The 25,088-nt window shown below is 74.1% G+C and carries 14 protein-coding genes; 4 read left to right on the top strand and 10 right to left on the bottom strand.

Annotation, left to right across the window (positions count from 1 at the left end; genetic code table 11):
* The first annotated feature begins 169 nt into the window (after positions 1–169).
* Positions 170–2,329: a CDP-glycerol glycerophosphotransferase family protein gene (locus tag ACFWMZ_RS11025; RefSeq protein ID WP_383200855.1), complete on the top strand. Its 2,160-nt coding sequence runs from the start codon at positions 170–172 to the stop codon at positions 2,327–2,329.
* Between the two features lie 206 nt (positions 2,330–2,535).
* Here ACFWMZ_RS11025 and ACFWMZ_RS11020 read toward each other — a convergent pair whose 3' ends face one another.
* From ACFWMZ_RS11020 to ACFWMZ_RS10995, 6 genes are all read right to left on the bottom strand, one after another.
* Positions 2,536–3,726 carry a glycosyltransferase gene (locus ACFWMZ_RS11020; protein ID WP_383200852.1) on the bottom strand — a complete coding sequence of 397 codons (1,191 nt, stop codon included), beginning with the start codon at positions 3,724–3,726 and terminating at the stop codon, positions 2,536–2,538.
* Positions 3,723–6,650: a CDP-glycerol glycerophosphotransferase family protein gene (locus tag ACFWMZ_RS11015; protein WP_383200849.1), complete on the bottom strand. Its 2,928-nt coding sequence runs from the start codon at positions 6,648–6,650 to the stop codon at positions 3,723–3,725. Before ACFWMZ_RS11015 ends, ACFWMZ_RS11020 begins: the two co-directional genes overlap by 4 nt.
* Positions 6,647–10,219: a CDP-glycerol glycerophosphotransferase family protein gene (locus ACFWMZ_RS11010; RefSeq protein WP_383200848.1), complete on the bottom strand. Its 3,573-nt coding sequence runs from the start codon at positions 10,217–10,219 to the stop codon at positions 6,647–6,649. The genes ACFWMZ_RS11015 and ACFWMZ_RS11010 overlap by 4 nt, the downstream gene beginning before the upstream one ends.
* A gap of 217 nt (positions 10,220–10,436) precedes the next feature.
* The gene (locus ACFWMZ_RS11005; protein ID WP_383173583.1) at positions 10,437–11,249 is read right to left on the bottom strand and encodes a TylF/MycF/NovP-related O-methyltransferase; all 813 of its coding nucleotides are present in this window, start codon (positions 11,247–11,249) and stop codon (positions 10,437–10,439) included.
* A gap of 124 nt (positions 11,250–11,373) precedes the next feature.
* A complete protein-coding gene (locus tag ACFWMZ_RS11000; protein ID WP_383173586.1) occupies positions 11,374–12,129 on the bottom strand; it encodes a methyltransferase domain-containing protein in 756 nt (251 codons plus the stop codon).
* A gap of 10 nt (positions 12,130–12,139) precedes the next feature.
* Positions 12,140–13,369, bottom strand: coding sequence for an acyltransferase family protein (locus ACFWMZ_RS10995; protein ID WP_383173588.1), 1,230 nt, complete (start codon positions 13,367–13,369; stop codon positions 12,140–12,142).
* Positions 13,370–13,556: 187 nt separating this feature from the next.
* Between ACFWMZ_RS10995 and galE the strand changes: the two genes are divergently transcribed.
* Positions 13,557–14,519, top strand: coding sequence for a UDP-glucose 4-epimerase GalE (gene galE, locus ACFWMZ_RS10990; RefSeq protein ID WP_383173591.1), 963 nt, complete (start codon positions 13,557–13,559; stop codon positions 14,517–14,519).
* Between the two features lie 37 nt (positions 14,520–14,556).
* Here galE and ACFWMZ_RS10985 read toward each other — a convergent pair whose 3' ends face one another.
* The 4 genes from ACFWMZ_RS10985 to ACFWMZ_RS10970 all read right to left on the bottom strand — a co-directional run bounded on the left by ACFWMZ_RS10985 (position 14,557) and on the right by ACFWMZ_RS10970 (position 23,904).
* Positions 14,557–16,728 carry a CDP-glycerol glycerophosphotransferase family protein gene (locus ACFWMZ_RS10985; protein WP_383173593.1) on the bottom strand — a complete coding sequence of 724 codons (2,172 nt, stop codon included), beginning with the start codon at positions 16,726–16,728 and terminating at the stop codon, positions 14,557–14,559.
* A gap of 173 nt (positions 16,729–16,901) precedes the next feature.
* Positions 16,902–21,833, bottom strand: coding sequence for an NAD-glutamate dehydrogenase (locus tag ACFWMZ_RS10980; protein WP_383200845.1), 4,932 nt, complete (start codon positions 21,831–21,833; stop codon positions 16,902–16,904).
* Between the two features lie 774 nt (positions 21,834–22,607).
* Entirely contained in the window at positions 22,608–23,276 is a 669-nt protein-coding gene (locus ACFWMZ_RS10975) for an HAD family hydrolase (protein WP_383173599.1), read from the bottom strand.
* Positions 23,277–23,397: 121 nt separating this feature from the next.
* Positions 23,398–23,904 (bottom strand): DUF6912 family protein, encoded by a 507-nt coding sequence (locus ACFWMZ_RS10970; protein WP_383200842.1) that lies wholly within the window; start codon positions 23,902–23,904, stop codon positions 23,398–23,400.
* 295 nt (positions 23,905–24,199) lie between these two features.
* On the opposite strand from ACFWMZ_RS10970, the gene ACFWMZ_RS10965 reads away from it, so the two are divergent.
* Both ACFWMZ_RS10965 and ACFWMZ_RS10960 read left to right on the top strand, forming a co-directional pair.
* Entirely contained in the window at positions 24,200–24,664 is a 465-nt protein-coding gene (locus ACFWMZ_RS10965) for an Rv3235 family protein (RefSeq protein ID WP_383173605.1), read from the top strand.
* A 140-nt stretch (positions 24,665–24,804) separates the two neighbouring features.
* The coding region (locus tag ACFWMZ_RS10960; protein WP_383200839.1) for a hypothetical protein at positions 24,805–25,088 on the top strand (284 nt) is incomplete at its 3' end.

The raw sequence follows: 25,088 nt of genomic DNA, 5'->3' as shown, positions 1-25,088 counted from the left end.
TTTGGCGGGGCCGTGCGGTGGCAACACCGCGCGGCCCCGCCGCCCGTCGCGCATCTGTGCGTCACCCCGGCGTGTCCCCCGGATGCCGCATTCCGCGTAACCGGCACGCCGGGTCGCGCGTTCTGGGGCCGAAAGCCCCGCCCGAACCGCGTCGACCCCCGGATGTGCCGTGCCCAGGTTCACTGTCATCGTGCCCGCCCACCGCGTGGAGGCATACCTCGGCGCCTGCCTGGACTCGGTCCTCGGCCAGTCGTTCGGCGACCTTGAGGTGATCGCCGTCGACGACTGCTCCCCGGACGGCTGCGGCGCCCTCATCGACTCCTACGCGGCCCGCGACTCCCGGGTGGTGCCGGTGCACCTGCCGGAGAACGGCGGGCTCGGCCGGGCGCGCAACGCCGGTCTTGAGCGCGCCACCGGCGAGTACGTCCTCTTCCTCGACGGGGACGACACGCTCACCCCGGACGCGCTGCACACCCTCTCGGACCGCATCAAGGAGACCGACAGCCCCGAGATCGTCGTCTTCGACTACGCCCGTACGTACCTGTCGGGCGCCGAGGTCCGCAACCAGCTCGCCGCCGAACTCCGCGAGAGCGACCCGCAGGTCTTCACCCTCGCCGAACGCCCCGGCCTGCTGCGGCTGCTGATGGTGGTCTGGAACAAGACGTACCGCCGCGACTTCCTGGAGCGGACCCGGCTCACCTTCCCGCCGGGCTACTACGAGGACACCCCGTGGACCTTCCCGGCGCTGATGAGCGCCGAGAGGATCGCCGTGCTGGACCGGGTCTGCGTCCACTACCGGCAGCGCCGGCAGGGCTCCATCCTCGGCACGGTCAGCCACCGGCACTTCGACGTCTTCGACCAGTACGACCGGGTCTTCGCCTTCCTCGACGCCCGGCCGGAGCTGGCGCGGTGGCGGCCGGTGGTCTTCCGCCGCATGGTCGACCACTTCGTCACCGTCTACACCCGGCCGGGCCGGCTGCCCGCCGGGGAGCGGGCGGCCTTCCTGCACCGGGCGCGCGACCAGTACCGGCTGCACCGCACCCCGCTGCCGCCGCTGGGCCCGCGCGACCGGGTGCGGCACGCGCTGATCCGGCACGGCAGCCACCGGGCGTTCGGCGCGCTGCGGCTCGCCGCGCGCGCCTCCGGCCGCGCCCGCCGCGCCGCCCGCTCCCTCAAGGAGCGCGTCCGGGGGGCCGGACTACGGGCCCACTACGCCCTCCAGCGCCGACTACCCCTGCGGGAGCTGGACGCCGTCTTCGGCTCCGGCGACGGGCACGGCTGGACCCACCACCCGGCCGCCCTGGAGCAGGCCGCCCGCGACCTCGTCCCCGGCCTGCGGAGCTTCTGGATCACCCGGCCCGAGCACCGGCACACCGCGCCGACCGCCACCCGCAAGGTGGAGCCGGGGACGGCCGCGTACTTCACGGCGCTGGCCCGCGCCCGGTACCTGGTCACCGACGGCGAGCCCGAGCCCGGCTACGTCAAGCGGCGCGGCCAGCGCATCGTGCAGACCGGACGCGGGACGCCGCTCAAGCGGGTCGGCGCCGAGCTGCGGGACCGCCCGGCGGCCGGGCCCGCCGACGTGGGGCGGGTGGTGCGCGCCGCCGACCAGTGGGACTACGTCCTCTCGGGCAACCGCCACACCACCCTCACCTGGGAGCGGGCCTACCCCGCCCCGTACACCGTGCTGGAGTACGGGCAGCCGCGAGCCGACCTCTTCCACCGGCCCGACCCGGCCGAACGCGACCGGATCCGCGAGACGCTGGGGCTGGACCCCGGGGTGACGGCGCTGCTGTACGCGCCGACGTACCGGGACTACCGCAGCGGGCCGTACCAGCCGCTCGACCTCGCCCGGATGCTGCGGCGGCTCGGGCCGCGCTTCGTCCTCCTGGCCCGGGCGCACCCCCGTTTCGGAGCGCCGCTCTGCCCGCCCGGCACCGCCCCCTCCGCGCGGCTCGTCGACGTCTCCGGCCATCCGTCGGTCGAGCGGCTCTGCCTCGCCTCGGACGCGCTCATCACCGACTTCTCCTCCCTCATGGTCGATTACGCGGTCCTGGACCGGCCCGTCGTGCTCTACGCCGACGACTGGGCCGCGTTCGAGGCGGCCCGGGGGATCTCGGTCGACCTGCGGGAGTGTCCGCCCGGGCCGGTCGCCCGGGACGGGGACGACCTCGCGGAGATCTTCGCCTCCGGCGACTGGTGCGGGGATGCGTCGGCGCGGCAGCGGGCTCTGTTCCGGGAGCGGTTCTGTCCCTGGGAGGACGGTCGCGCGGCCGAGCGGGTCGTGCGCCGGGTCTTCCTCGGGGAGCCCCCGGCGGGGCCGTCCTGAACCGGCCTCAAACGCCGGCCGGGCTGAGTTTGGCTGAGCTTGGGCCTCTTGCGAAACCCGCCCGCTCCGTCACCGGAGGTCGAACCGCAGCAACACCTAGCCCGGCCGGCGCTTGAGGCCACCAAAGCCCGGCCGGCGCTTGAGGCCACTAAAGCCCGGCCGGCGCTTGAGGCCAGCCCGGCGTGGCCCAGGCGGTGGGAGGCGGGTCAGCGGTTCAGGAGGCGGAAAAGGGCTTCCCATTGTTCGAGGACGTGGGACTCGGAGAAGCGCTGGACGTTGGCGCGAGCCCTGTCGCCCAGGGTGTCGCGGAGTCGGGGGTCGCCGGTGAGGCGGAGGAGGCGGTCGGCGAGGGCGTCGAGGTCGCCCGGCGGCGCGAGCAGCCCGTCCTCGCCGTCGCGGACGATCTCGCGCACCCCGGGCGCGCAGTCGAAGGCGGCGCAGGGCACGCCGGAGGCCATCGCCTCCATGAGGGCGAGCGGGAACCCCTCACCCCGCGAGGACTGCACGAAGACGGCCCCCTCGGCCAGCGCCCCGGGCACGTCGTCGGTGCGTCCCATCCAGTCGACGGAGGTGTCGAGCCCGAGGCTGGTGCACTGGTTCTTCAGCGCCGTCTCGTCCTCCCCGGCCCCGTAGATCCGCAGCCGCCAGTCGGGCCGGTGCGGCGCGACCAGGGCCCAGGTGTCGAGCAGCATGTCGACCCCCTTCTGGTCGGCGAGGCGCCCGATGCTGACGACGTTGCGGGCGGTGCGCGGCGACGGGGTCTCGGGGAGGTGCGCGAGCGCGTTCGGCATGGCGCCGACGTTCTGCATGCCGTCGTTGACCCAGTCGTCGGCGTCCTCCTGGGTGAGGACCAGCCACCGGTCGACGTGCGGGTAGTGCTCCTTGACCCAGCGGTAGCGGTGGCAGGCGCGCGTGTAGCCGTACGACTCGTGGCTCATGCCGACGAGGCGGACTTTGGAGGTGTCGGCCAGGCGCAGCCACTCCATGGGCCAGACCTGGGTGACGATGGCGACGGCGCCGGGCGCGGCCTGGCCGAGGATGCCGGAGAGCTGGGCGACGGCGGCCTCCTTGGCGGCGAGGCGCCGCCGTTCGCGCAGACGGGCCGCGGGACTGAAGCGGCGGCGGCCGACCAGCGGGCGGGCGGTCGGCGGGTGCCGTGGGTAGAGGGCGGTGACCGGGTAGTCCGGCGGCCCGGGCAGGGTGAGCTTCAGCTCGGCCTCGTGGACGCCGATGACGTGCACCGGGTGTCCGTGGCGGCGGAAGAGCCGGGCCATCTGGTGGGTCCAGGCGGTGACTCCGCCGAGTTCGTCCACGGTGTTGCCGATGAGGTAGATCTCCCGTGCGGCCGTCCGGTGGGCGGGCGCGGTGGGGGCTTCCTGGGCGGCGGGGGCGGTCATCGGCCGGTCCTCTCTGCTGGGCGCTCTCCGGCCGGGCGGGGCTTCGGGCGGCGCCGGGGGGTGTGGGCGGCGAAGAGGGTGTCGACCACGGCGGCAGCGGCGCGGCCGGTGTCGTAGGCGCCGAACTCCTCGGCGAACCGGGCGCGCGCCTCCCGCCAGTGCGGGTCGGCCTCGTCCAGGCGGGCGAGGAGCTCGTGCAGCTCGTCCTGGGTGTCGACGACCGGCCCTCCGGCGCGTTCGCGCAGGTCGAAGTAGCTGCCCCGCTCGGCGTTGTAGGCGTCGAGGTCGGGGGCGAAGTGGACGAGGGGCCGGTCGAGGAGGGCGTAGTCGAACATGATGGACGAGTAGTCGGTGACCAGGACGTCGGCGAGGCAGAGCAGTTCGCTGACGTCGTGGTGGCCGGAGACGTCGTGGACGGTGCCCGGCGCGGTGGCGGGCAGGGCGGTGCGCTCCATGTAGTGGCTGCGCACCAGCAGCACGTGGCCGGAGCCGAACTCCTCGGCGAACCGGCGCACGTCCAGCGGCAGTTCGGCGTCCTTTTGCCCCGGGCCGCCGCGGAAGGTCGGCGCGTAGAGGACCACCGCGCGGTCCTCGGGGATGCCGAGAGCGGCGGCCAGCGGCGGCCGGGGCGCCCGCTCCTCCCGGGCGGCGACGAGCCGGTCGTTGCGCGGGTAGCCGGTGGGCAGCAGCTTGGCCGGGTCGAGGCGGTAGGCGCGGCCGAGGGTGTCGGCGTCGTGCGGGGCGCGGATCAGGAAGTGGTCGAAGCGGTCGACGGCGCGCTGGAGGCGGCGCCGCTGCGGGTCGTTCTGCGTCCTGACCCGCGCCTCGTCGAACCCCATGCGTTTGTAGGCGCTGCCGTGCCAGGTCTGGAGGTACGTGGTGTGGCCGGGCTTGTCGAGGGCGTGCGGGAAGCCCTGGTTGTCGACCCAGTACTGGGCGCGGGCCAGCGCCCACAGGTAGGGCCAGGACCAGCGGCGCACCAGGCGGGCGTCGGCGGGGAAGCCGTCGGGCCGCTCGGCGTAGGACCAGACGGGACGCAGCGGCAGGCCGCGGCGGACGGCCTCCTCGTGGACGGCGCGCGGGCTGTCGCCGTACTGCTTGCCCATGTGCGCCTCGTAGACGACCTGGCCCTTGCGGACCGGGAGGCGCAGCAGCAGGGTCCGGTAGACGCGGGCCTTGACGGCCTGTCCGGCGAGGCGTTTGCGGCGGGCGGCGACGGCGGCGAGGCGGCGTCGCAGCGCGCGGGCGGGGCGGAAGTGGGTCGCGTAGTGGAGGAGTTTCTCGGCGGCCCGGGCGGGCCTGCGGCGGGCCAGCAGGCAGACGGCGAGGCGGTGGTGGGCGGTGACGTACGGCTGCCAGGTGTCGCCGGTGAGGCGGCCGAGGCGGGGCCTGGCCCGCAGGGCGCCGGCTGGTTTGACGGTCTCGGGCTCGGCGAAGAGCGGGGTGGTGAGGGTCTCGCCGCCCGCGGTGACGGTGAGGGCGGGGTCCCAGACGCGGTCGCCGACGCCGCGCGCGCCGAGGAGCCGGGTGAGGTCGGCGCAGGCCCGCCAGACCAGGGCGTCCTTGGCGTAGCGGATGTCGTCGACGGGCAGGGTCAGCCTCCGGCCCGGCTGGTCGCGGCAGGTCAGGACGAGGGTGGCGGACAGCTCGGGCCGGTCGGGCAGGGCGTGGGAGGGGAGCACGATGCGGCCCACCAGCAGCAGGCGGCCCTGCGTGCGGGTGGCGCGGGTGACGGTGTTGAGGAGCCGCAGCTGGGAGAACGGGCGGTACTGGAGGCCGAGTTCGGTGACGTCGAGGGGGTCGGACCCGGACTCGGGCGTCTCGGCGCCGGGCCGCCAGTGGACGCGTCCGGCGTGCTCGGTGAGCGGGGAGACGACGGTGCCCGGGTTGGCCAGCGCGTAGGCGGCGTCGCGTGCGCCGTCGGCGTCGCCGTCGGCGAGCAGCCGCAGGCAGGCGCGGGCGACGGGGGTCAGCGGGGCGAGGGCGTCGGCGGTCAGGTGGGGGGCGAGCAGCGGCGCGACCTGCTCGGCGGTACGGGTGCGGGCCTCGCGGTCCATCCGCAGGAGGGCGGCGGCGCAGGGCAGTACGTGGTCGGTGAGGAGGGCGCGTTGGCGGGCGGCGGCCAACCCGGGGTGGCCGTGCCGGGCGAGCAGGGCGGCGGCGCGGGTGGCGGCGGCGATCCGGGCGGGGGCCTCGGCGGCCGGGTCGGGGGCCGCGCGGTGGGTGGTGACGGTGTTGGGGATCAGGGTGAGGGTGCGGGCGGCGAGGGCGGCGCGGACGCCGAAGAGGAGGTCGCCGACGGGCGGCGGCGCCTCGTGCCGGACCGCCGGCCGGGCGTCGGCGGCGAGCAGGGCGCGGCGTACGCAGAAGCCGGTGACCAGGGCGTCGTGGACGACGAGGCCGGGGGCTTCGGTGAGGCTGCCGACGGTCCGGGTACGGGCGTGCAGCGGCCGCTGCCAGGCGGGTTCGGCCTGCTCGGCGCCGCGCGGCAGCTTCTCCCCGGGCGCGGGCAGCCGCGTCCAGGTGCCGGCGACGAGGTCGGCGCCGGTGCGGTGGGCGGCGTCGAGGAGGTTGCGCGCGGCGTCCTTCTGGAGGCGTTCTCCGGGGCCGAGGAAGGTGACCCAGGTGCCCCGGGCGTGGTCGGCGCCGGTGTCCCGCAGGTCGGCCCCGCGCCCGGCGGTGACGTGGCGTACGCGTCCGGGGTGGCGCTCGGCGAGGGCGGCGGCGGCGCGGGTGGTGGCGCTGTCGCGGCCGGGGTCGACCAGGACGGCCTCGGTGTGGCGCAGGGTCTGCCCCACGACCGAGGCGGCCGTGGCGCGCAGGGCCTGGGGCCCGGCGTCGGCGGGGACGACGCAGCTCAGGTCGGGGGCGTCGGCGGGGTCGGGGGCGGCGACGGGCCGGTCGGGGCGCGGGTCGGTGGTCATGCGGGCTCCCCGGTGAACGCGGCGGTGCGGCTGGCGGATCGGCTGGCGGGGGTGTGGGGGGCGGCGGCCAGCAGGGCGTCGACGACGCGGGCGGCGGCGGTGCCGTCGTCCAGGTCGCAGAACTGGGCGCGGAAGGCCTCGTACGCCTCGCGGTGTCCGGCGGTGGCGGCCTTGGGGTCGCGCAGGGCCGCGATGACCTCGTCGGCATCGGTGAGGAGCGGGCCGGGGGCGCTGGACTCGAAGTCGAAGTAGAAGCCGCGGAGGGTGTCGCGGTAGTGGTCGAGGTCCCAGGTGTGGAAGAGCATGGGGCGGCCGGTCTGGGCGAAGTCGAACATCAGCGAGGAGTAGTCGGTGACCAGGACGTCGCTGATGAGGAGGAGTTCGGCGACGTCGGGGTGGCGGCTGACGTCGCGGACCGTGTCGCCGCCGGGGACGGAGCCGCCGACCAGGTAGTGGCGGCGGACCAGCAGCAGGTGGCTGTCGCCGAGTTCGCGGGCGGCCCGGGCCGGGTCGAGGGCGAGGTCGAGGGCGTACCGGCCGCCGCGCTTGGGGCGGTCCTCGCGCCAGGTCGGGGCGTAGAGGACGACGGTGCGGTCCTCGGGGATGCCGAGGCGGCGGCGGACCCGGGCGGCGCGCTCGGCGCGGCCGGGGCCGTGCAGCAGGTCGTTGCGGGGGTAGCCGGACTCCAGGACGGGCCCGGTGTAGCCGAAGGCGTTGCGCAGGATCGGGGTGGAGAACCGGTTCGGCGAGACCAGCAGCGACCACTGGGCGCTGCGGTGCGGCAGCGCGTCGATGTACTGCGGGTCGGCGGCGGGCGAGCCGGCCAGGTCGCGGCCGATGCGCTTGAGCGGGGTGCCGTGCCAGGTCTGGACGACGTGCTGGCCCTCTGCGCGCTCGAACCATTCGGGCAGCACGGTGTTGGTGACGATGTGCCTGCTGCGCGCCAGCGCCTCGTACCACTCGGCGCTCCACAGGGTGACCGGGGTGAGCCCCGGCGGCAGGTCGATCTGCTGGTCGCGGACGGTCCACAGGTGGGTGAGGGAGGCGTCGCGGGCGGCCAGTTCCTGGTGAATCGCGCGCGGCGAGTCGGAGTACTGGCGGCCGTCGAAGCTGCTGTAGAGCACGGCGTCGCGCAGCGGCCCCCGGGCGCGCTGCGTGGTGTACGCGGCGCGCAGCGCCTTCTGCTGGGTGCGGCCCCGGTCGGCGGCGGGCAGCGCGGAGCCGGAGTGGAGCTGGAGCCGGTCGTAGTGGCGGCGTTCGACGAGGAACTCGCGGCCGCCGCGGTCGCGGACGAGCGGCAGGCCGGTGTGGAGGGCGGGCGCGATGTGCACCGGGGTGTAGAGCGCGGGGTCGCTCTCGCCGGGGACGCGCAGGAACATCGTCCAGCGGCCTTCGGCGAGCGGCAGGGTGCCACCGGGCCCTTCGACGGCCTCGGGGGCGAGGGTGGCGGTGAAGCGGGGCCCGTCGCGGTGGGCGTCGAGGACGGTCTCCTCGGCGTGGGTGCCGTGGATCAGGACGAGTTCGCGCGGGTCGTCGTCGGCGGCGGGGAAGCTCCCGGCGAGGGTGAGGGGGCTCTTCGCGGGCCAGGTCAGCTCGGTGACGATGGGGCGGACCGGCTGGTCGCGGAGTTCGAGGTCGCCTGCCGAGTTGGCGCCGACGAGCAGCTCGCGGCCCTCGCCGAGCGGGTAGCGGCCGGGCTCGATCTCGGGGTGGACGGCGACGGGGCTGGTGGTGCCGTCGGCCCGGAGGAGACAGACACCCCACGGCTGGGGGCGGCGGACGGCCTGTTCGGGCTCGGGGGGTTCGGCGCCCTCGGTGAGGGCGCCGAGGGGGAGTTCGGCGGTGAAGGTCTTCCCGTCGAGGCCCAGCGGCAGGTCGAGGCTCTCCTTGGTGTACCAGTTGGTGGCGCGCAGCCCGGTCCACGCCTCCTCGCCGGTGGGCGGGCCGGCGGCGAGGTGGCCTTCGAGGTGGAGGGTGCCGTTCTCGGCACGGTGGGCGGCGAGGCGGGAGGGCACGTTCTCGGCGCGCAGCCGGAGCCGCCCGGCGCTGAGGGTGGCGCCGACCCGGCGGAACTCGCCGAGGTAGTGCACGGGCAGCCCGTCGAGCCCGGCCATCCGGACGGGGCCGGTGCGCGGCAGCAGTCCGCCGACGGCGGCCATCTCCAGTTTCCAGGTGGTGCTGGGGCGGCCGGTGGAGAGCCGGGCGGGGTCGACGACGGTGGTGAATCCGGCCCGGTCGTAGCGGTGCAGGGCCTGCCGGGAGCTGTAGGTGGCCTCGCGGGAGCGGACCGGGCGGACCTTCAGCGGGACGACGCGGTGGCGTCCGGCGCGTAGCCACAGGGCCTTGCCGCGGGCCTGGAGGCGGCCGGGGGGCAGGTTGCGGACGTAGGCGTAGCCGGTGAGGTGGAGCCTGCCGTCCTCCCAGTGGGCGCGGGTGACCCGGGCGATGAGCGGCAGGTCGCGGGGGCGCAGCCGGGTCGCGGGGGCGGGCAGTGGGGCGCGGGTGACGGGGTAGGCGGCGCGGCGCCGGGCCAGGCCGCGGACCTGGAAGGCGTTCGGGTTGGCGCGGACGAAGGCCATCAGGTCGAGGAGTTCGGGCAGCCGGCGGCGCCGGATGAGGGCCCATTTGGCGCGCAGGTGGAGGGGGAGGGCGGCGAGGGCGGCCGGGTCGGCATGGTCGGCGAAGGCGTTGGCGTGGTCGAGGAAGGCCTGGTGGTAGTCGTCGTCGCCCTCGGTCAGGGCCTCCATGAACATCCAGAGGTCACCGGCGAGGACGGACTGGTCGTAGCGGCGTTTGGCCTCGGCCCAGTCGGCCTCGAAGGGGGTGCCGGCGGCTTCGGCGAGGCGGCGGCCGAGGAAGGTGCTGGCGGTGGTGACGGCGGCGGTGCGGTCGCGGACGGCGCGGCGGTGGGCCCGCTTGTTGCTGATGGAGCCGTGCCGGTCGCGCCAGAAGTAGACGGTGTCGCTGAGCACGTCGACGCTTCCGGCCAGGAAATGCGCGGGGACGATGACGGGGATGTCCTCGAAGAGGACGCCTTCGGGGAAGGCGAGGTCGTGCTTGTCCCAGAAGTCCTTGCGGAAGACCTTGTTGCAGGCGATGCGGTCGCCGAGCAGGTCCCAGTCGCGCAGGACGTGGGTGGTGAGCCGGGTGGTGGACATGGCCCGCCGGAACATCGGGGACTGCTCGGTGGTGCCGTCGGTCCTGAGCCGGTGGACGTTGCCGGTGACGAAGTCGGAGCCGCTGGTCTCCAGGGCGTCGAGCATCAGCTGGTAGGCGTCGTCGGGGATGACGTCGTCGCTGTCGACGAAGGCGAGGTACTGGCCGGTGGCGTTGCGGATGCCGGTGTTGCGGGCGGCGCCGAGGCCCGCGTTCTCCTGCTGGACGAGGCGGAACCGGGAGTCGCGCACGGCGTGGGCGCGGGCGATCCGCGCGCTGGAGTCCGTCGAACCGTCGTCGACCATGACGACCTCCAGCTCCCGCATCGTCTGCCGCGCCAGCGAGGCGAGGCAGGCGTCGAGGTACTCCTCGACGTTGTAGACGGGGACGACGACGGTGAGTCGGGGTGTCATGCGCGGCGCACAATCCTTCCGGAGAACTGGGGGACGGGAAAAAGCGTCCCGCCGGGGCCCTGGGGAGGTCTGACGGATCCTGCCGGGCGCCGCGGGCGCCTGTGCAGGAGCTGTCGGACGCCCCCTACGGGTTAACAACCCGGCACCCCGGCACAGGTCACCCGGACAGGTCCGTTCGGGTGACGCGCGCCGGGGCGGGCAGGGGGCGCCCGGCGTGTCAGGGCTTGACCGCGATGCGGCCCTCGTCCATGCGGAGCAGCAGCAGCCGCTCGCCGGTCGCCTCCAGGAACTCGTCGACGGCGCGGCGGGAGCCCTGCCAGTAGCCGTAGTCGTCGATGAGCAGGACGCCGCCGCTGACCAGCCGCGGGTAGAGGTGCTCCAGTTCGTGCCGGGTGGAGGCGTACCAGTCGGTGTCCAGGCGCAGGACGGCGATCTGCTCGGGCGCCTCGGCGGGCACGGTCTTCTCGACCAGGCCCTGGACGTAGTGGAGGCGCTCTTTCGGGTAGGGCACGTTATCGAAACCGGCCTGGACGTCGTCGAGGGAGGCGACGGCCCAGATGGGGCGGTCCTTGCCCTGGGCGGCGAGGAGTTCCTCGGCGGAGCGGCCGTCGCGGCGCAGGTCCTCCTCGGTGGGCGGGGGCATGCCCTCGAAGGTGTCGAAGAGGTACAGGTCGCGGTCGGTGGCGTCCAGGCCGAGCAGGGTCCTGGCGCAGGCCTGCATCGAACCGCCGCGCCAGACCCCGCACTCCACGACGGCGCCCGGGATGTCGTGGCGGACGACGTGCCGGGTGGCGAGGATGAAGGCGTTGAGCCGCTCCGGTGAGGTCATGGTCCACGGCTTGACGGCGCGGACGATCTCCTTGGCCTCCTCGTCGTAGTCCTCGGGGAGGCGGAGCTTCTTCGGCCCGGACTTCGTCTTCGGCGCCGCGTCGGCGGCGGGGACGGCGCGCGGAGCGGGAACCGCGGCGCGGGTGAGGTGGTATCCGGTGAGCTGCTTGAGAACGGAGTTCACCGTGTTCTTCCATGCCATGGCGCCTGACAGTACGCACGCCTTGTCCCGGATGTCACGTCTCGTCAACTGCGCATTGATACGCGGCTTACGTACCAGGTCGGCCGGGGCGGCGGGCGGCGCCCCGGCGTGTCCCGGCGCGCCGTCAGCCGTTCGTCCCGGCCCGGTCGCCCGCCGCCGGGTCGGCCGCGGCGGCGGGCGCGGGGACCGGCACGCTCTGCGCGGGGCGGCCGCACCGGTCGCGGCCGGGGAGCGGGGCGGGCAGCGGGACACGGTCGACGCCGCCGACGCGGTTGGCCCACCACAGGGTGGTGGCGCGGACGAGGGCCATGGTCAGCCGCGGGTGGTTGCGGGGCTTCTGGAAGACGCCGACCGAGTCGCCCCAGTAGGCGTGTTTGGCGTCGATGGAGCGGTAGGCGTGCCGGATGCCGCTGGAAGGCGGGAAGTCGGTGTACGCCTCGCGCAGGTCGAGGCGGCAGTAGGCGGCGAGCGCGCGGAAGCCGTCGGGGTAGTACCGCCAGCAGTCCTGGGCGTCGTGGACGTGGCCGCGGGAGGGGGCGGTGACGAAGGCGAGGCCGCCGGGCTTGAGGATGCGGGTGATCTCCAGCATCGACGCCCAGAAGAACGGGATGTGCTCGAAGGCCTGCCCGGAGAGGACCACGTCGGCGCTGGCCGACTTGACGGGGACCCGGTAGGGGGCGGTCATCACCCGGTCGACGTTGGCGCCGTCGCGCACGTCGACACCGGTGTACGCGACGTCGTACCCCTCCAGCAGCGCGCGGTGGGTCAGTTTCTGGCCGTCCGAGACGCGGGAGCCGAGGTCGACGACGCTGACGCGGCGGCCGGTGGGGAGATAGGCCGAGACGCAGAGTTCCATCTGCTCGTACGCCGATCGGTGCATGTGCGACTCCTCAAGACGGCCCCCCGCTCCTGTGTGAGAACAACAACGCCCGAGCCCGCCCCAGGTCACCATCGCCCCTCACCCACCGCGGCGGATGCCCGGCCCACCAGCGCCGGGCCGGCTCCTCCACCCCGTGGTACAGCGCCCCGGCCAGCGCGGTCGCCACCACGGCCGTCCCGATCATCGTGAAGACGGCGACGCCGCCGGCCGGCTGGTGCCCCCACCGGTCGGTGATGGCGTAGTTGAGCGTCTGGTGCAGCAGGTAGAAGGCGTACGACCAGAGACCGAGCCGGACCATCGCCGGCGAGGCCAGCCATCCCTCCCCCCGCCCGCCGCCGCCGGTGGCCCGCACCACGCAGGCCACCACGAGCCCCACCGCGAGGAGCGCCACCACGGGCCGCACCGTCGCCTCCAGCACCACGGCCCCCTCCCCCGCCCACTCCGCCCGCCGGGTGTACGCCACCGTGTACGCGCCCAGCAGGGCGGCCACCGGCAGGGCCCGCAGTGCGGGGCGCGTGCCCCGGCGCAGGGCGAGGGCGGCGGCGAGGCCGAGGCCGAACTCCGGGAGGCGGGCCAGCGGGTGGCGCATCACCCACTCGGTGGTGGCGGCCGGGTGATGGGTGAGGAGCCAGAGGTTGACGGCGGCCATGACGGCGAGGGAGGCGCCGGAGACGGCGAGCAGGGTGCGGGTGCGCAGGGCGAGGGCGGCCCGGACGAGCAGCGGGAAGAGGGCGTAGAAGAAGAGTTCGACGCTGAGGGTCCAGGCGACGCTGTTGCCCGGCAGGGCCGGGGTCACGCCGGGGAACCAGGTCTGGACGAGGAGGACGGAGGCCAGCACCGAGAAGGTGTCGGTCTCGCGGCCGCCCCACCAGAAGAGCAGGACGAGCGCGATCAGGCCGGCGACGAGGTGGGCGGGCCAGATCCGCCCGGCGCGCCGCCAGTAGAAGAGCCGGGCCGGGGTGCCCGGCCGGTACCCCCAGGCCAGCAGGAAGCCGGAGAGCACGAAGAAGAACCCGACGCCGTGCACGCCCATCGTGGTGTACGGGAAGAAGGCGGGGACCCGCGCCACCCCGCTCTCCGGCCCGCCGAGCCCGGTGAAGTGGTGGGCGAAGACGGCGAGCGCGGCGAGGAAGCGCAGCCCGGTCAGCGCGTCCACCCGGCCGCCGGGGGCGAGCCCGTCCGACGGGCTTGCGTGCCTGGTGGGGGCGGGGGACGCGGAGGCGGGGGCGGCGGCAGACATCGCGACCGACGGTAGCCACACCGGCACTCCGTGTCGATAATCTGCCGGGCGCGGGGCGGGAAATGGCCCCGGCTGGCGGCATGCCGGGGCCCGTCGGGGATACGGTCGGGGCACACGGCCGCCCGGGGCCCGCCCCGCGCGCGCCCCGGTACGACGGGCGGCCCGGGACACGACGAAACAGGTGACCATGACCTGGCTGATCACTGGCGGCGCCGGTTACATCGGAGCGCACGTAGTCCGCGCCCTGGCCGAGGCGGGCGAGGACGCCGTGGTCCTCGACGACCTCTCCACGGGCGTCGAAGGCCGCCTCCCGGCGTCCGCGACCCTGGTCCAGGGCACGACCCTGGACCGCCCGCTGCTCGACAAGGTCTTCGCCGACCACGCCATCACCGGCGTCATCCACCTCGCCGCCAAGAAGCAGGTCGGCGAGTCGGTCTCGGTGCCGCTGCGCTACTACCACGACAACGTCGAGGGCCTGCGGGTCCTGCTCGCCGCCACCGTCGCCGCGGGCGTCGACTCCTTCGTCCTCTCCTCCTCGGCGGCCGTCTACGGCATGACCGACGTCGACCTCGTCACCGAGGAGACGCCGTGCGCGCCGATGAGCCCCTACGGCGAGACCAAGCTGGCCGGCGAGTGGCTGGTCCGCGCCACCGGCCGCGCCCACGGCCTGCGCACGGCCTGCCTGCGGTACTTCAACGTGGCGGGCGCGGGCGGCCCGGAGCTGGCCGACACCGGTGTCTTCAACATCGTCCCGATGGTCTTCGAGCGCCTCACCGACGGGGTGCCCCCGCAGATCTTCGGCGACGACTACCCGACCGAGGACGGCACCTGCGTCCGCGACTACATCCACGTCGTCGACCTCGCCGAGGCGCACGTCGCCGCCGCCCGCGCGCTGGCCGCCGCCACCCCGGGCGAGGACCTGACGGTCAACGTGGGCAGCGGCCGGGGTGTCTCCGTCCGTGAGCTGATCGACCTGATCAACGAGGTCACCGGCAAGAACATCGAGCCGGTGGTCGTCGACCGGCGCCCCGGCGACCCGGCTCGCGTCGTCGCCTCCGCCGAACGCGCCGCCGAGGCGCTCGGCTGGCGGGCGCGGCTGACGCCGCGTGACATGGTGAGCTCGGCGTGGGAGGGGTGGCCGGGGCGGTAGTCCCCGGAGGCCGGGGGTGGGCGTCCGGGGGCGGGCGTCACCCCGGCGGGCGGAACAAGGCCCGCACCACCCGTTCCGCCGCCGCCCCGTCGTCCCACGGGCAGAAGCGGGCCCGGAAGGCGCGGCGGCGCTCCCGCTCGGCGGGGCCGTCCCAGGCACCCTCCTCGAAGAGGTGGATCAGCTCGTCCTCGCTGGTGGCGACGGCGCCCGGGGTGTCGCCGAGGCGGCCGGAGAGCAGGTCGAAGGTGACGCCCCGGGACTTCACGTAGACCTCCCAGTCGTCGGCGTAGGTGACGATCGGCCGGTCGAGGTTGGCGTAGTCGAACATGATGGACGAGTAGTCGGTGAGCAGGGCGTCCGAGGCGAGGCAGAGGTCCTCGACCACCGGGTAGGTGGAGACGTCCAGCAGGACGCCGTCGTCGGCGAGGCTGCGCACCTCCGGGCTGTCGCCGTAGAAGTAGTGGGTGCGGACCATCAGGACGCCGTCGGTGCCGAGCGCGCGGGCGAGGCGGGCGAGGTCCAGGCGGGGGACGTAGCCGGACTGGTAGTCGCGGACCGTGGGGGCGTACAGGACGGCGGTGCGGCCTTCGGGGACGCCGACGCGGGCGCGGGCGGCGGCGGTGTCGGCGGGGGTGGCGCGGGCGTAGACGTCGTTGCGCGGGTAGCCGAGGTTCCAGTTGGTGAAGGAGCAGGGGTAGACGCGCTCCCAGGTCTCGGCGGAGAGCTGGTTGGAGGAGAGGCTGTAGTCCCAGCGGTCGGCGCGGGCCAGCAGCTTGGCGAAGCTCATCCCCTTGGCGGCGGCCGGGTAGCGGATCTGGTCGATGCCCATCCGCTTGAGCGGGGTGCCGTGGTGGGTCTGGAGGTGGAGCTGGCCGGGGCGTTTGACGTAGTGGTCGGGGAAGTTGACGTTGTTGATGAAGTACGTGGCGCGGGCCAGCACCTCCCAGTAGCGCGGCGACCCGGCGACGACGAAGTCGACCCCCTCGGGCATCCGCCCGGCCAGGCTCTCCCGCACCACCCACACCCCGCGCACCCCCGGCGCCAGTTGGCGGGCCTTCTCGAAGACGGCGTACGGGTTGCAGGCGGGCGGCCGGTACCAGTAGGCGGCGTAGACGGCGAGGCCCGGGTCGAGGGGCCGCTGCCGCTGGGCCCGGTAGTAGGCGGCGTACGCCCTGCGGCCGACGCGGGTGCGGGTGCGCCGGAGTTCGCGGACGGCCTTCAGACGGGCGCCGGCGGCGGTGCGCAGCGCCTGGAAGCCGAGGTACGAACCGTGCTCCAGCGCGCGGTACTCGGCGCCCTGGACCCCGCCCGGGCGGACGAGGTCCGGCGGGGCGTGGCGGCGGTGGTCGCGGGCGGCGCGGGCGAAGAACTCGGCGCGGGCGGCGGGCGGGACGCGGTCGGGGCGGCTGAGGATGAAGAGGTAGTGGTCGGTCATGTGGTGGAAGAGGAAGCTCCGCCACCGGTGCAGTTCCGGGCGCGTGTCGAGGAAGCGGAAGAGCCGTCCGTACTGGTCGAAGACGGCGAAGTGGGCGCGGTCGGGGGTGCGCAGGGCGTTGCCCCGGCGGCGCTGGCGGTAGGAGACGCAGACCCGGTCGAGGAGGGTGACGCGGGCGGCGGTGAAGAGGGACTCGTAGACGACGACGGCGTCCTCGTAGTAGCCGTCGGGGAAGGTGAAGCCACCCGCCAGGAAGAAGTCCCGGCGGAACGCCTTGTTCCAGACGACGGTGAACAGGTCGAGGAGTTCGGGGCGCTCGGCGACGGTGAAGACCTCGGGGCCGGGCGCGGCGAGGACGGCGGCGTCGCGGTTGCGGCGGCGGCCGTTCCACCAGAAGGTCCGCTCGTAGTCGTAGAGGACGATGTCGGGCGAGCCGGTCTCCTCGGCGCGGTCGCCGATGGCGCGCAGCGAGCCGGGGGTGAGGGTGTCGTCGCTGTCGAGGAAGAGCAGGTAGGTGCCGGTGGCGTGGGCGACGCCGGTGTTGCGGGCCTGGCCGATGCCCCGGTTCTCGGCATGCCGGACCACGGTGAGGCGGGGGTCGCGGGCCGCGTACTCGTCGAGGATGGCCCCGCTCGCGTCCGGCGAGGCGTCGTCGACGGCGATCACCTCCAGCTCCGCCGGGTCGTCCAGCTCCTGCCCGAGGAGCGAGTCGAGGCACTCCCGCAGATATCCCTGGACCCGGTGGACCGGCACCACCACGCTGAACCGGGGCACGCGTCCTCCCTCTCCCGCCGGGGCCCTGGCGCGGGCCGCCGCTTCGACGGACCCAGCTCACACCACGGCCCGGTGCCCCGCGCGCCCGACACACCCGCCCGGCCCCCAGGCGTCCACCGGCCCGCCCCCGCAGGAGCGGGGACGGGCCGGTGGACGCGGCGTGCGGCGGGGTGTCAGGCCCGGCCGCGCAGCAGGGTGCGCATGGTGCGCATGGCGACCGAGAGGTTGGCCAGGTCGAAGCTGTCGGAGTTCTGGATCTCCTCCAGCGTGGCCCGGGCGCGGGTGAGGATCGCCGTGTTCTGGCGCTCCCAGCTCTCGAACCGCTCCTTCGGGGTGGCCTCGCCGTTCCCGGCGTCCAGTACGTCGGCGGTGAGCGCCGCGTGGGCCGCGTACAGGTCCTCGCGGATGGAGGCGCGGGCCATGGACTGCCAGCGGTCGGCGCGCGGCAGCTCGATGATGCGGTCCATGAGCTGGGTGATCCGCAGCCGGTCCCCGAGGTCGTAGAAGACCTCCGCGACGGCGAGCGGGTCCTTGTCCGTGCGGTCCGCGATGGCGACCAGGTCGAGGGTGGGGAAGGCCGAGGAGAATCCGGCGACCCGCCCGGCCAGCTCCTCGGGGACCCCGGCCTTGACCAGCTCGTCCATGATCGACTCGTACCACTCCAGGTCGGAGCCGCGCAGCAGCGTGGGGAGATGGGCCCAGATCCGGCCGACCCGCTCCTGGAAGAAGTCGATGGTGTCGGCGAGGGCCAGCGGCTGCGGCCGGTTGTTGAGCAGCCAGCGGGTGCCGCGCTCGACCAGGCGGCGCGAGTGGAGCCGGACGCGGGTCTGGACGTCGGCCGGCACCTGGTTGTCGAGCGCCTCGACGGCGTCCCAGACGGCGCTGAGGCCGAAGATCTCGCGGGCGGCGAGCTGGGCACGGACGATCTCCTCCATGGAGGCACCGGTCTCCTCGCGGAGCCGGTGCAGGAAGGTCGAACCCCCGGTGTTGACGGTGTCGTTGACCAGCATCGTGGTGATGATCTCGCGGCGCAGCGCGTGCGCGACGATCTGCTCGGGGAACTTCTCGACCAGCGCCTTCGGGAAGTAGGCGTGCAGCAGCCGCATCAGGTACGGGTCGTCGGGGAGCCGGGTGGAGATCAGCTCCTCGGCGGCGGTGATCTTGGTGTAGGCGAGCAGGACGGCCAGTTCGGGCTGGGTGAGGCCGCGCTGGTTGTTCAGCAGCTCGCGGATCTGCCGGTCGCCGGGGAGGAACTCCAGGGCCCGGTCGAGGGCGCCCTCGCGGACCAGGCGGCGCATGAAGCGCTGCTGGGCGTGGAGGAGCGAGGATGCCTGGGCGGCGGAGTTGGCGAGCGCGGTGTTCTGCGCGTAGTTGTTGCGCAGCACCATCGTGCCGACCTCGTCGGTCATCTCGGCGAGCAGCGTGTTGCGCTGCTTGACGGTCAGGTCGCCGTCGGCGACGACCGAGTTGAGCAGGATCTTGATGTTCACCTCGTGGTCGGAGGTGTCCACACCGGCGCTGTTGTCGATGGCGTCGGTGTTGATCCGGCCGCCGGTGCGGGCGAACTCGATCCGGCCGAGCTGGGTGGCGCCCAGGTTGCCGCCCTCGCCGACGACCTTGACGCGCAGGTCGGCGCCGTTGACGCGGATGGCGTCGTTGGCCTTGTCGCCGACGGCCGCGTCGGACTCGGCGGACGACTTGACGTAGGTGCCGATGCCGCCGTTCCAGAGCAGGTCGACCGGGGCGGTGAGGATGGCCCGCATGAGGTCGGCGGGGGTCATCTTGGTGGTGCCCGAGGGCAGGCCGAGGGCGTCGCGGATGTGCGCGTTGACCGTCACCGACTTGGCGCTGCGCGGGAAGACGCCGCCGCCCGCCGAGATCAGGCCGGTGTCGTAGTCGGCCCAGGAGGAGCGGGGCAGCTCGAAGAGGCGGCGCCGCTCGGCGTAGGAGGTGGCGGCGTCCGGGTTCGGGTCGACGAAGATGTGCCGGTGGTCGAAGGCGGCGACCAGGCGGATGTGCTCGCTGAGCAGCATGCCGTTGCCGAAGACGTCACCGGACATGTCGCCGACGCCGACGACGGTGAAGTCCTCGGTCTGCGTGTCGTGGCCCAGCTCGCGGAAGTGCCGCTTGACCGACTCCCAGGCGCCCCGGGCGGTGATGCCCATGCCCTTGTGGTCGTACCCGGCGGAGCCGCCGGAGGCGAAGGCGTCGCCGAGCCAGAAGTCGTAGTCGGCGGCGACCTGGTTGGCGGTGTCGGAGAAGGTGGCGGTGCCCTTGTCGGCGGCGACGACGAGGTAGGTGTCGTCCTCGTCGTGGCGGACCACGTCGGCCGGGGGCACCACCTCGCCCGCGACCATGTTGTCGGTGATGTCGAGCAGCGCCGAGATGAAGGTCTTGTACGCGGCGATGCCCTCGGCCAGCCACGCGTCGCGGTCCTTGGCCGGGTCGGGCAGCTGCTTGGCGACGAAGCCGCCCTTGGCGCCCACCGGCACGATGACGGTGTTCTTCACCATCTGCGCCTTGACCAGGCCGAGGATCTCGGTACGGAAGTCCTCGCGCCGGTCGGACCAGCGCAGGCCGCCGCGGGCTACCTTGCCGAACCGCAGGTGGACGCCCTCGACGCGCGGCGAGTACACCCAGATCTCGAAGGCCGGGCGGGGCGCGGGCAGGTCGGGGATGGCCTGCGGGTCGAACTTCATCGAGACGTAGCCGTGCGGCTCGCCGCTCGCGGTGTGCTGGAAGAAGTTGGTCCGCAGCGTCGCCTTGATGACGGTGAGGAACGACCTCAGGATGCGGTCCTCGTCCAGCGAGGCGACCTGGTCCAGGGCGCCGTCCAGCTCCTCCAGGATGCCGTCGGTCAGCTCCAGGCCGGCGGCCTGCCGCTCGGGCGCCATCCGCGCCTCGAAGAGGGAGACCAGCAGCCGGGTGGTGTGGACGTTGTTGCGGAGGGTGTCCTCCATGTAGTCCTGGCTGAAGGTCGAACCGGCCTGCCGCAGGTACTTGGCGTACGCGCGCAGCACCATCGCCTCGCGCCAGGTCAGCCCGGCGCCGAGGACCAGGGCGTTGAAGCCGTCGTTCTCCGCGGCGCCGGTCCAGGTGGCGGCGAACGCCTCCTGGAACCGCTCGCGGCCGTCGTCGCCGAGGAAGTCGTTGACGTGGCTGAGGCCGGGGACGCGCAGCCCGAAGTCGTAGATCCAGGCGGTGGAGCGGTCGGCGCGGCGCAGCTCGTAGGGGCGCTCGTCGACCACCTCGACGCCCAGCCGCTGCAGGACGGGGAGGACGGCGCTGAGGGAGACCGGGTCGCCGGTGCGGTAGATCTTGAAGCGGCGCTCGTCGGGGGCGGCGCCGACCGGCTCGTAGAGGCTGAGGGCGAAGTCGTGCTGGCCCTCGCCGCCGCGCAGCCGCTCCAGGTGGACGAGGTCGGCGACGGCGGCGCGCGGGGAGTGGTCGGCCTTGTACCCCTCGGGGAAGGCGCCCTGGTAGCGGCGGAGGAGTTCGGCGGCGCGCTCCTCGCCGCACTCGGCGTTGAGCGCCTCGCCGAAGCCGTCGGCCCAGGAGCGGGCGGCCTCGACCAGGCGGGCCTCGATGCGGTCGTGGTCGGCGTCGGTCAGCTCGGGCAGCTGGGTGCCGGAGGGGACGCGCACCACGAAGTGCAGCCGGGAGAGGATCGACTCGGTGTTCCAGGCGGTGAAGTCGACGTTGGTGCCGCCGAGTTCCTCCTTGAGGATGTCGATGATCCGCAGCCGGACGCCGGTGGTGTAGCGGTCGCGCGGCAGGTAGACGAGGGCCGAGTAGTAGCGGCCGTACTCGTCCTTGCGCAGGTAGAGCCTGAGGCGCCGGCGCTCCTGGAGGTACAGGACGCTGGTGGCGATCGGCAGCAGTTCCTCGGCGGAGATCTGGAACATGTCGTCGCGCGGGTACGTCTCCAGGATCTGGAGGAGGTCGCGCCCGTCGTGGCTGTTGGGCGAGAACCCGGCGGCCTTGAGGATGTCGGCGACCTTGCGGCGGATGACCGGGACGCGGCGGACCGACTCGGTGTAGGCGGCGGAGGAGAAGAGACCGAGGAAGCGGCGCTCGCCGACGACGTTGCCCTCGGCGTCGAACTTCTTCACGCCGATGTAGTCGAGGTAGCTCGGACGGTGCACGGTGGCGCGGCTGTTGGCCTTGGTGAGGATGAGCAGCCGGTGCTCGCGGGCCTTGGCGCGGGCGTCGGCGGGGAGCCGCTCGAAGGAGGGGCTGACCGGGTGGTGGTCCTCGTCCTGGTGCGGGTCGGCGCGGAGGATGCCGAGGCCGGTGCCGGGAACGGCGGCCAGCGAGTCGTCGTCCATGAGGCGGTACTCGCGGTAGCCGAGGAAGGTGAAGTGGTCGGCGGCGAGCCAGCGCATCAGCTCGCGGGCCTCCTCCACGTCCTCGTCACCGAGGTCCCCGGCGACGGGCTCCGCGGGCAGGTCCTCGGCGATGTGCAGCGCGGCGCCGCGCATCTTCTCCCAGTCCTCGACGGCCTCGCGGACGTCGGAGAGGACGCGGAGCAGATCGGCGGTGATCTGCTTGAGGTCGCCCTTGTCGGTCTCGCGGTCGATCTCGACGTGGATCCACGACTCGGTGACCGCGTCGGCCGGCCGCTCGGCGGCGCCGCCGGGGAGCACCTCGACGAGCTGGCCCGTGATGTCGCGGCGGACGGTGATCTGCGGGTGGATGACGACGTGGATGCCGCGGTTCTGCCGGGAGAGCTCGTTGGTGACCGAGTCGACGAGGAAGGGCATGTCGTCGGTGACGACCTCGACCACGGAGTGGCTGCTGGTCCAGCCGTTCTCCTCGACGGTCGGGGTGTGCACGCGGACGTTGGCGGTGCCCTGAGGCCGTTTTTCGGCCAGCCGGTAATGGGAGTACGCGGCTCCGAACATGTCGACCGGGTCGCGGTCGGCCATGTCCTCGGCGGCCGTGTGCAGGTAGTAGCGCTGGAGGAAGGCGAGCACGGAGTCCTGGTCCGGCGCGCCCCCGCCCGGCGCCCCGACGGGGAGGCGTCCCCCCGCCGGGCTGTTCTCAGCGACCTGTGCCGCCCTTTCGAGCAGCTCGGCCTTGGCTTCGTCCAGCTTGGTCTGCATGGTCCTCTGGCTCCTGTCGCGCGCCGTTGCGAGACGTTGATGAAACGTGTGGGACGTAACGCCGCGACGCGGGGTCTCCGGTCGGATTCGACGTTATGCCGGGAAGCGGGACGAGCGGGGCGTTATCGGCCATTGTCGGCGGCCCGCTCTCCCGAAAGGGACCAGCACGGCAGGCCCGGGGCGGCACACAAGCCGCACACCGGGCACAGTCCGGGGGCGTCACTGCCCCCGCCGCGTATCGCGCTGATCACGAGCCAAGGCTATCTCGCATCCGGGGGCGCCCGTCATGAGCCGCTTCTGTACAAAACCGATGGGGGAACTTAGCCGGTCCGCGCATCCGGGCGTGGGGGCGGAGGGGGTAGAGGGGACTGGTGGGCAGCGTGGGCGCCTGGGGCGCGGGCGGAGTGCGCTGCCGCCGCCCCGGGGCCCGGCCGGCTGCGGCCCCGGGCAGGCGGGACGGCATTCCGGGGCTAAAACCGGGCTCTCGCGGCGAGGGCGCGGAGTTGGGCTCGGGTGGGGCGGTTTTCGGCCACTGGGGAGGTGGGGGACGTGGGTGCGTACGGCTGGCTCTGCCCGGGGACCGGGGCGGTATGGGGCTGGGGACGAGCGGGTTTGGCGGCGGGTGGGGGCCGGTGAGCCGGTCTCGCGGTGGGGGCGGGTGTGGCCGGATGGGGCTGCGGTGCGAGTGAGGGAGGCCGTGGCCGGGAGACCGGCCAGGTGTAACGGAACTCACCCTCGCCGGGGGGGCTCAGCCGCGCCCGCACCGCCCAGCCGTCACCGCCGCTCGAACACCCCGTGCGCCACGTCCACGGCCTCCGCCAGCGAGTCGACCACGACGGCGCCGGTCGCCTCCAGGCTCCCCCGGCTGTGCGACCCGCCGGTGTACAGCACCGCCCGGGCACCCACCGCGTGCGCGGCCACGGCATCGTCGGCGGCGTCCCCGATCACCACGGTGTGCTCCGCCTCCACGACGTCGAGGGCACGAAGATGGCGCGCCATGTGCGCGGCCTTGGACCCGCCGGAAGGGCCGGTCCGCCCCTCCACCCGCAGGAAGTGCCGGTCGATGCCGAACCCCCGCACCAGCGGAACCAGCTCCTCGTGCCCGTACATGCTGAGGATCGACTGGCTGTGCCCGGCCTCCTCCCACCGCGCCAGCAGCCCCTCGGCCCCCTCGGCGAGCCCGCAGACCGCCCGCAGCCCCCCGTAGTGCCGCTGGAAGCTGCTGTCCATCAGCTGCCACTCCTCGTCGGTGGGCAGCCGACCCATCAGCCGCTCGTAGAACCGCGGTATGGGCACGCAGTACAGCTCGCGGTACTGGTCCAGGGTGATCGGCGCCACCCCGAACTCCGCGAACGCGGCGTTGGTCGCGCCGAGCACCGCCTCGGTGTCGTGGAACAGCGTTCCGTTCCAGTCCCAGACGATGTGCGGCGTGATGGCAGGCATGGTTCGACGGTAACGGGGGGCGCGGGAATGGGGCCAGGGGATTCGGGCCGGGCGGGGTCGCGCCCGGGCACGTCGCCCCGGGGACGGCCGGCGCTCCGGCAACTGAGGCGGACAGGCGCCGTCAGCCGACGAGGTGCTCGATCTCCTGCGTCGCGAACCAGAGCAGCTCGTGATCGTCCGCACCGTCCACGACGAACTGGGCGTCCTCATCCCCGCCGTCGGCCGCGGCCAGCGCCTCGGCCGCCTTGGCCACGTCCGCCGCCGCGGCGTCCGCGTCGACGTGGACGGCGGCGGCCTTGCCCAGCGGCACGGCCGCGTCGAGCCGCACCTCACCGAGGGCGTCCGGGTCGAGCGCCCGGTCGGGGTCGGCGTAGACGGCGCCGTCGGCGATGTCCACCGCGACGACGACCCGCTTCCGGACCGCCTCCGGGTCGGCCGCCAGCAGGCGCAGCGAACCGTGGGCGGCGCGGGTCAACGCCGCGTACTCCAGCTCCTCGATGTCGTCGGAGACGTACCACTCGCGCAGGCCCGGGGTGACGGCGAAGGCGGTGAGCGGACCGGGCCCCACTTCGCCCGCCCGGTGCGCCTGGGCGAGAGCCGGCAGGGTCAGGGGGACGTAGACGCGCATGGTGGGCCGTTTCCGTGGTCGGGTCTGGACGGGGCCCAGGATACGTGGCCCGCGTCCCCCTTCGGGGTGGGGCGCCACCGCGCGAACCGTCAGCACGGCGACCACCTCGTCACCCCCGCGCGCCGTGCCCCAGCAGCGCTCCGCACCCCCTTTCTCATCCTGAAGGGTGAATTTCTCCGGCCCCTCGCCAGGACCTCCGCCGCCTTGCCTGCGGCGGCCCCGCACAGCACGCTGCGGCCAGCGGTTACCGCCCGGTAGAGCCGCCCCTCCCGACCGACCCAGAGGAGACGCACTCATGGACCGGCCCCCGCCCGGCCCCGGCAGGACCGCCACCGCCACCCGCCGCACCACCACTCGCCCCGCGACCGCCCGCCGCGACAGCCGCCGCCCCGGCGAACGCCCGGCCGCCCGCCGCCCCCGCGAGGCCGTCCCCCGCTACTGGTTCGCCGACCGCATCCTCGCCGTGCTCACCGGCCGCCGACCCGTCCACTCGATGCTGAACCACACCGTCGGCGAGGCCTACGAGCAACTGATCCAGCTCACCCCGGTGGACGAGCCCTTCCTCGTCGGCCGCGAACCCGCCGTCCGCCACTGCGACGAGTACGCCCCGCGGGAAGGCGTCATCGAGGCGTTCGCCCGCATCACCAGCGGCGACCGCGTCCACGCCCTCGCCTTCCGCCTCGAACAGGGCCCCGACCACCGCTGGCGCTGCGCAGCCGTCGAGGTGGGGCACCGCCCCCGGGAAGCGGCGGATGCGTGACCTGGCCTCGCGCCGGGGGGGCACGGCTGTCCTACGGGGCTGCCGCGGCGACGGGGGCGGAGGCATGACGTGGCCTCGCGCCGCGCGCCACGGCCGTCCTACGGGGCTGCCGCGGCGACGGGGCGGGAGCCCCGGCCAGGGTGCCCGCCCGGCTCGCCCGACAACCGAGGGCGAGGCCGCCGCCCGAGGGCTTCCACCGCGACGAGTCGGGGCAGGACCTGGCCACACGCCGGGCCACCACCACCGCCCTACGGGGCTACCGCCGCGACAGGGCGGGAACCCCGGCCAAGGCGTCCGCCCAGCTCGCCCGACGGCCGAGGGCGAGGCCACCGCCCGAGGGCTTCCACCGCGACGAGTCGGGGCAGGACCTGGCCACACGCCGGGCCACCACCACCGCCCTACGGGGCTACCGCCGCGACAGGGC

Source organism: Streptomyces sp. NPDC058373, assembly GCF_042723275.1.
GTDB lineage: Bacteria > Actinomycetota > Actinomycetes > Streptomycetales > Streptomycetaceae > Streptomyces.
Note: the sequence above shows the minus strand (reverse complement) of the source record. Positions and strands in the feature narration are given on the sequence as shown.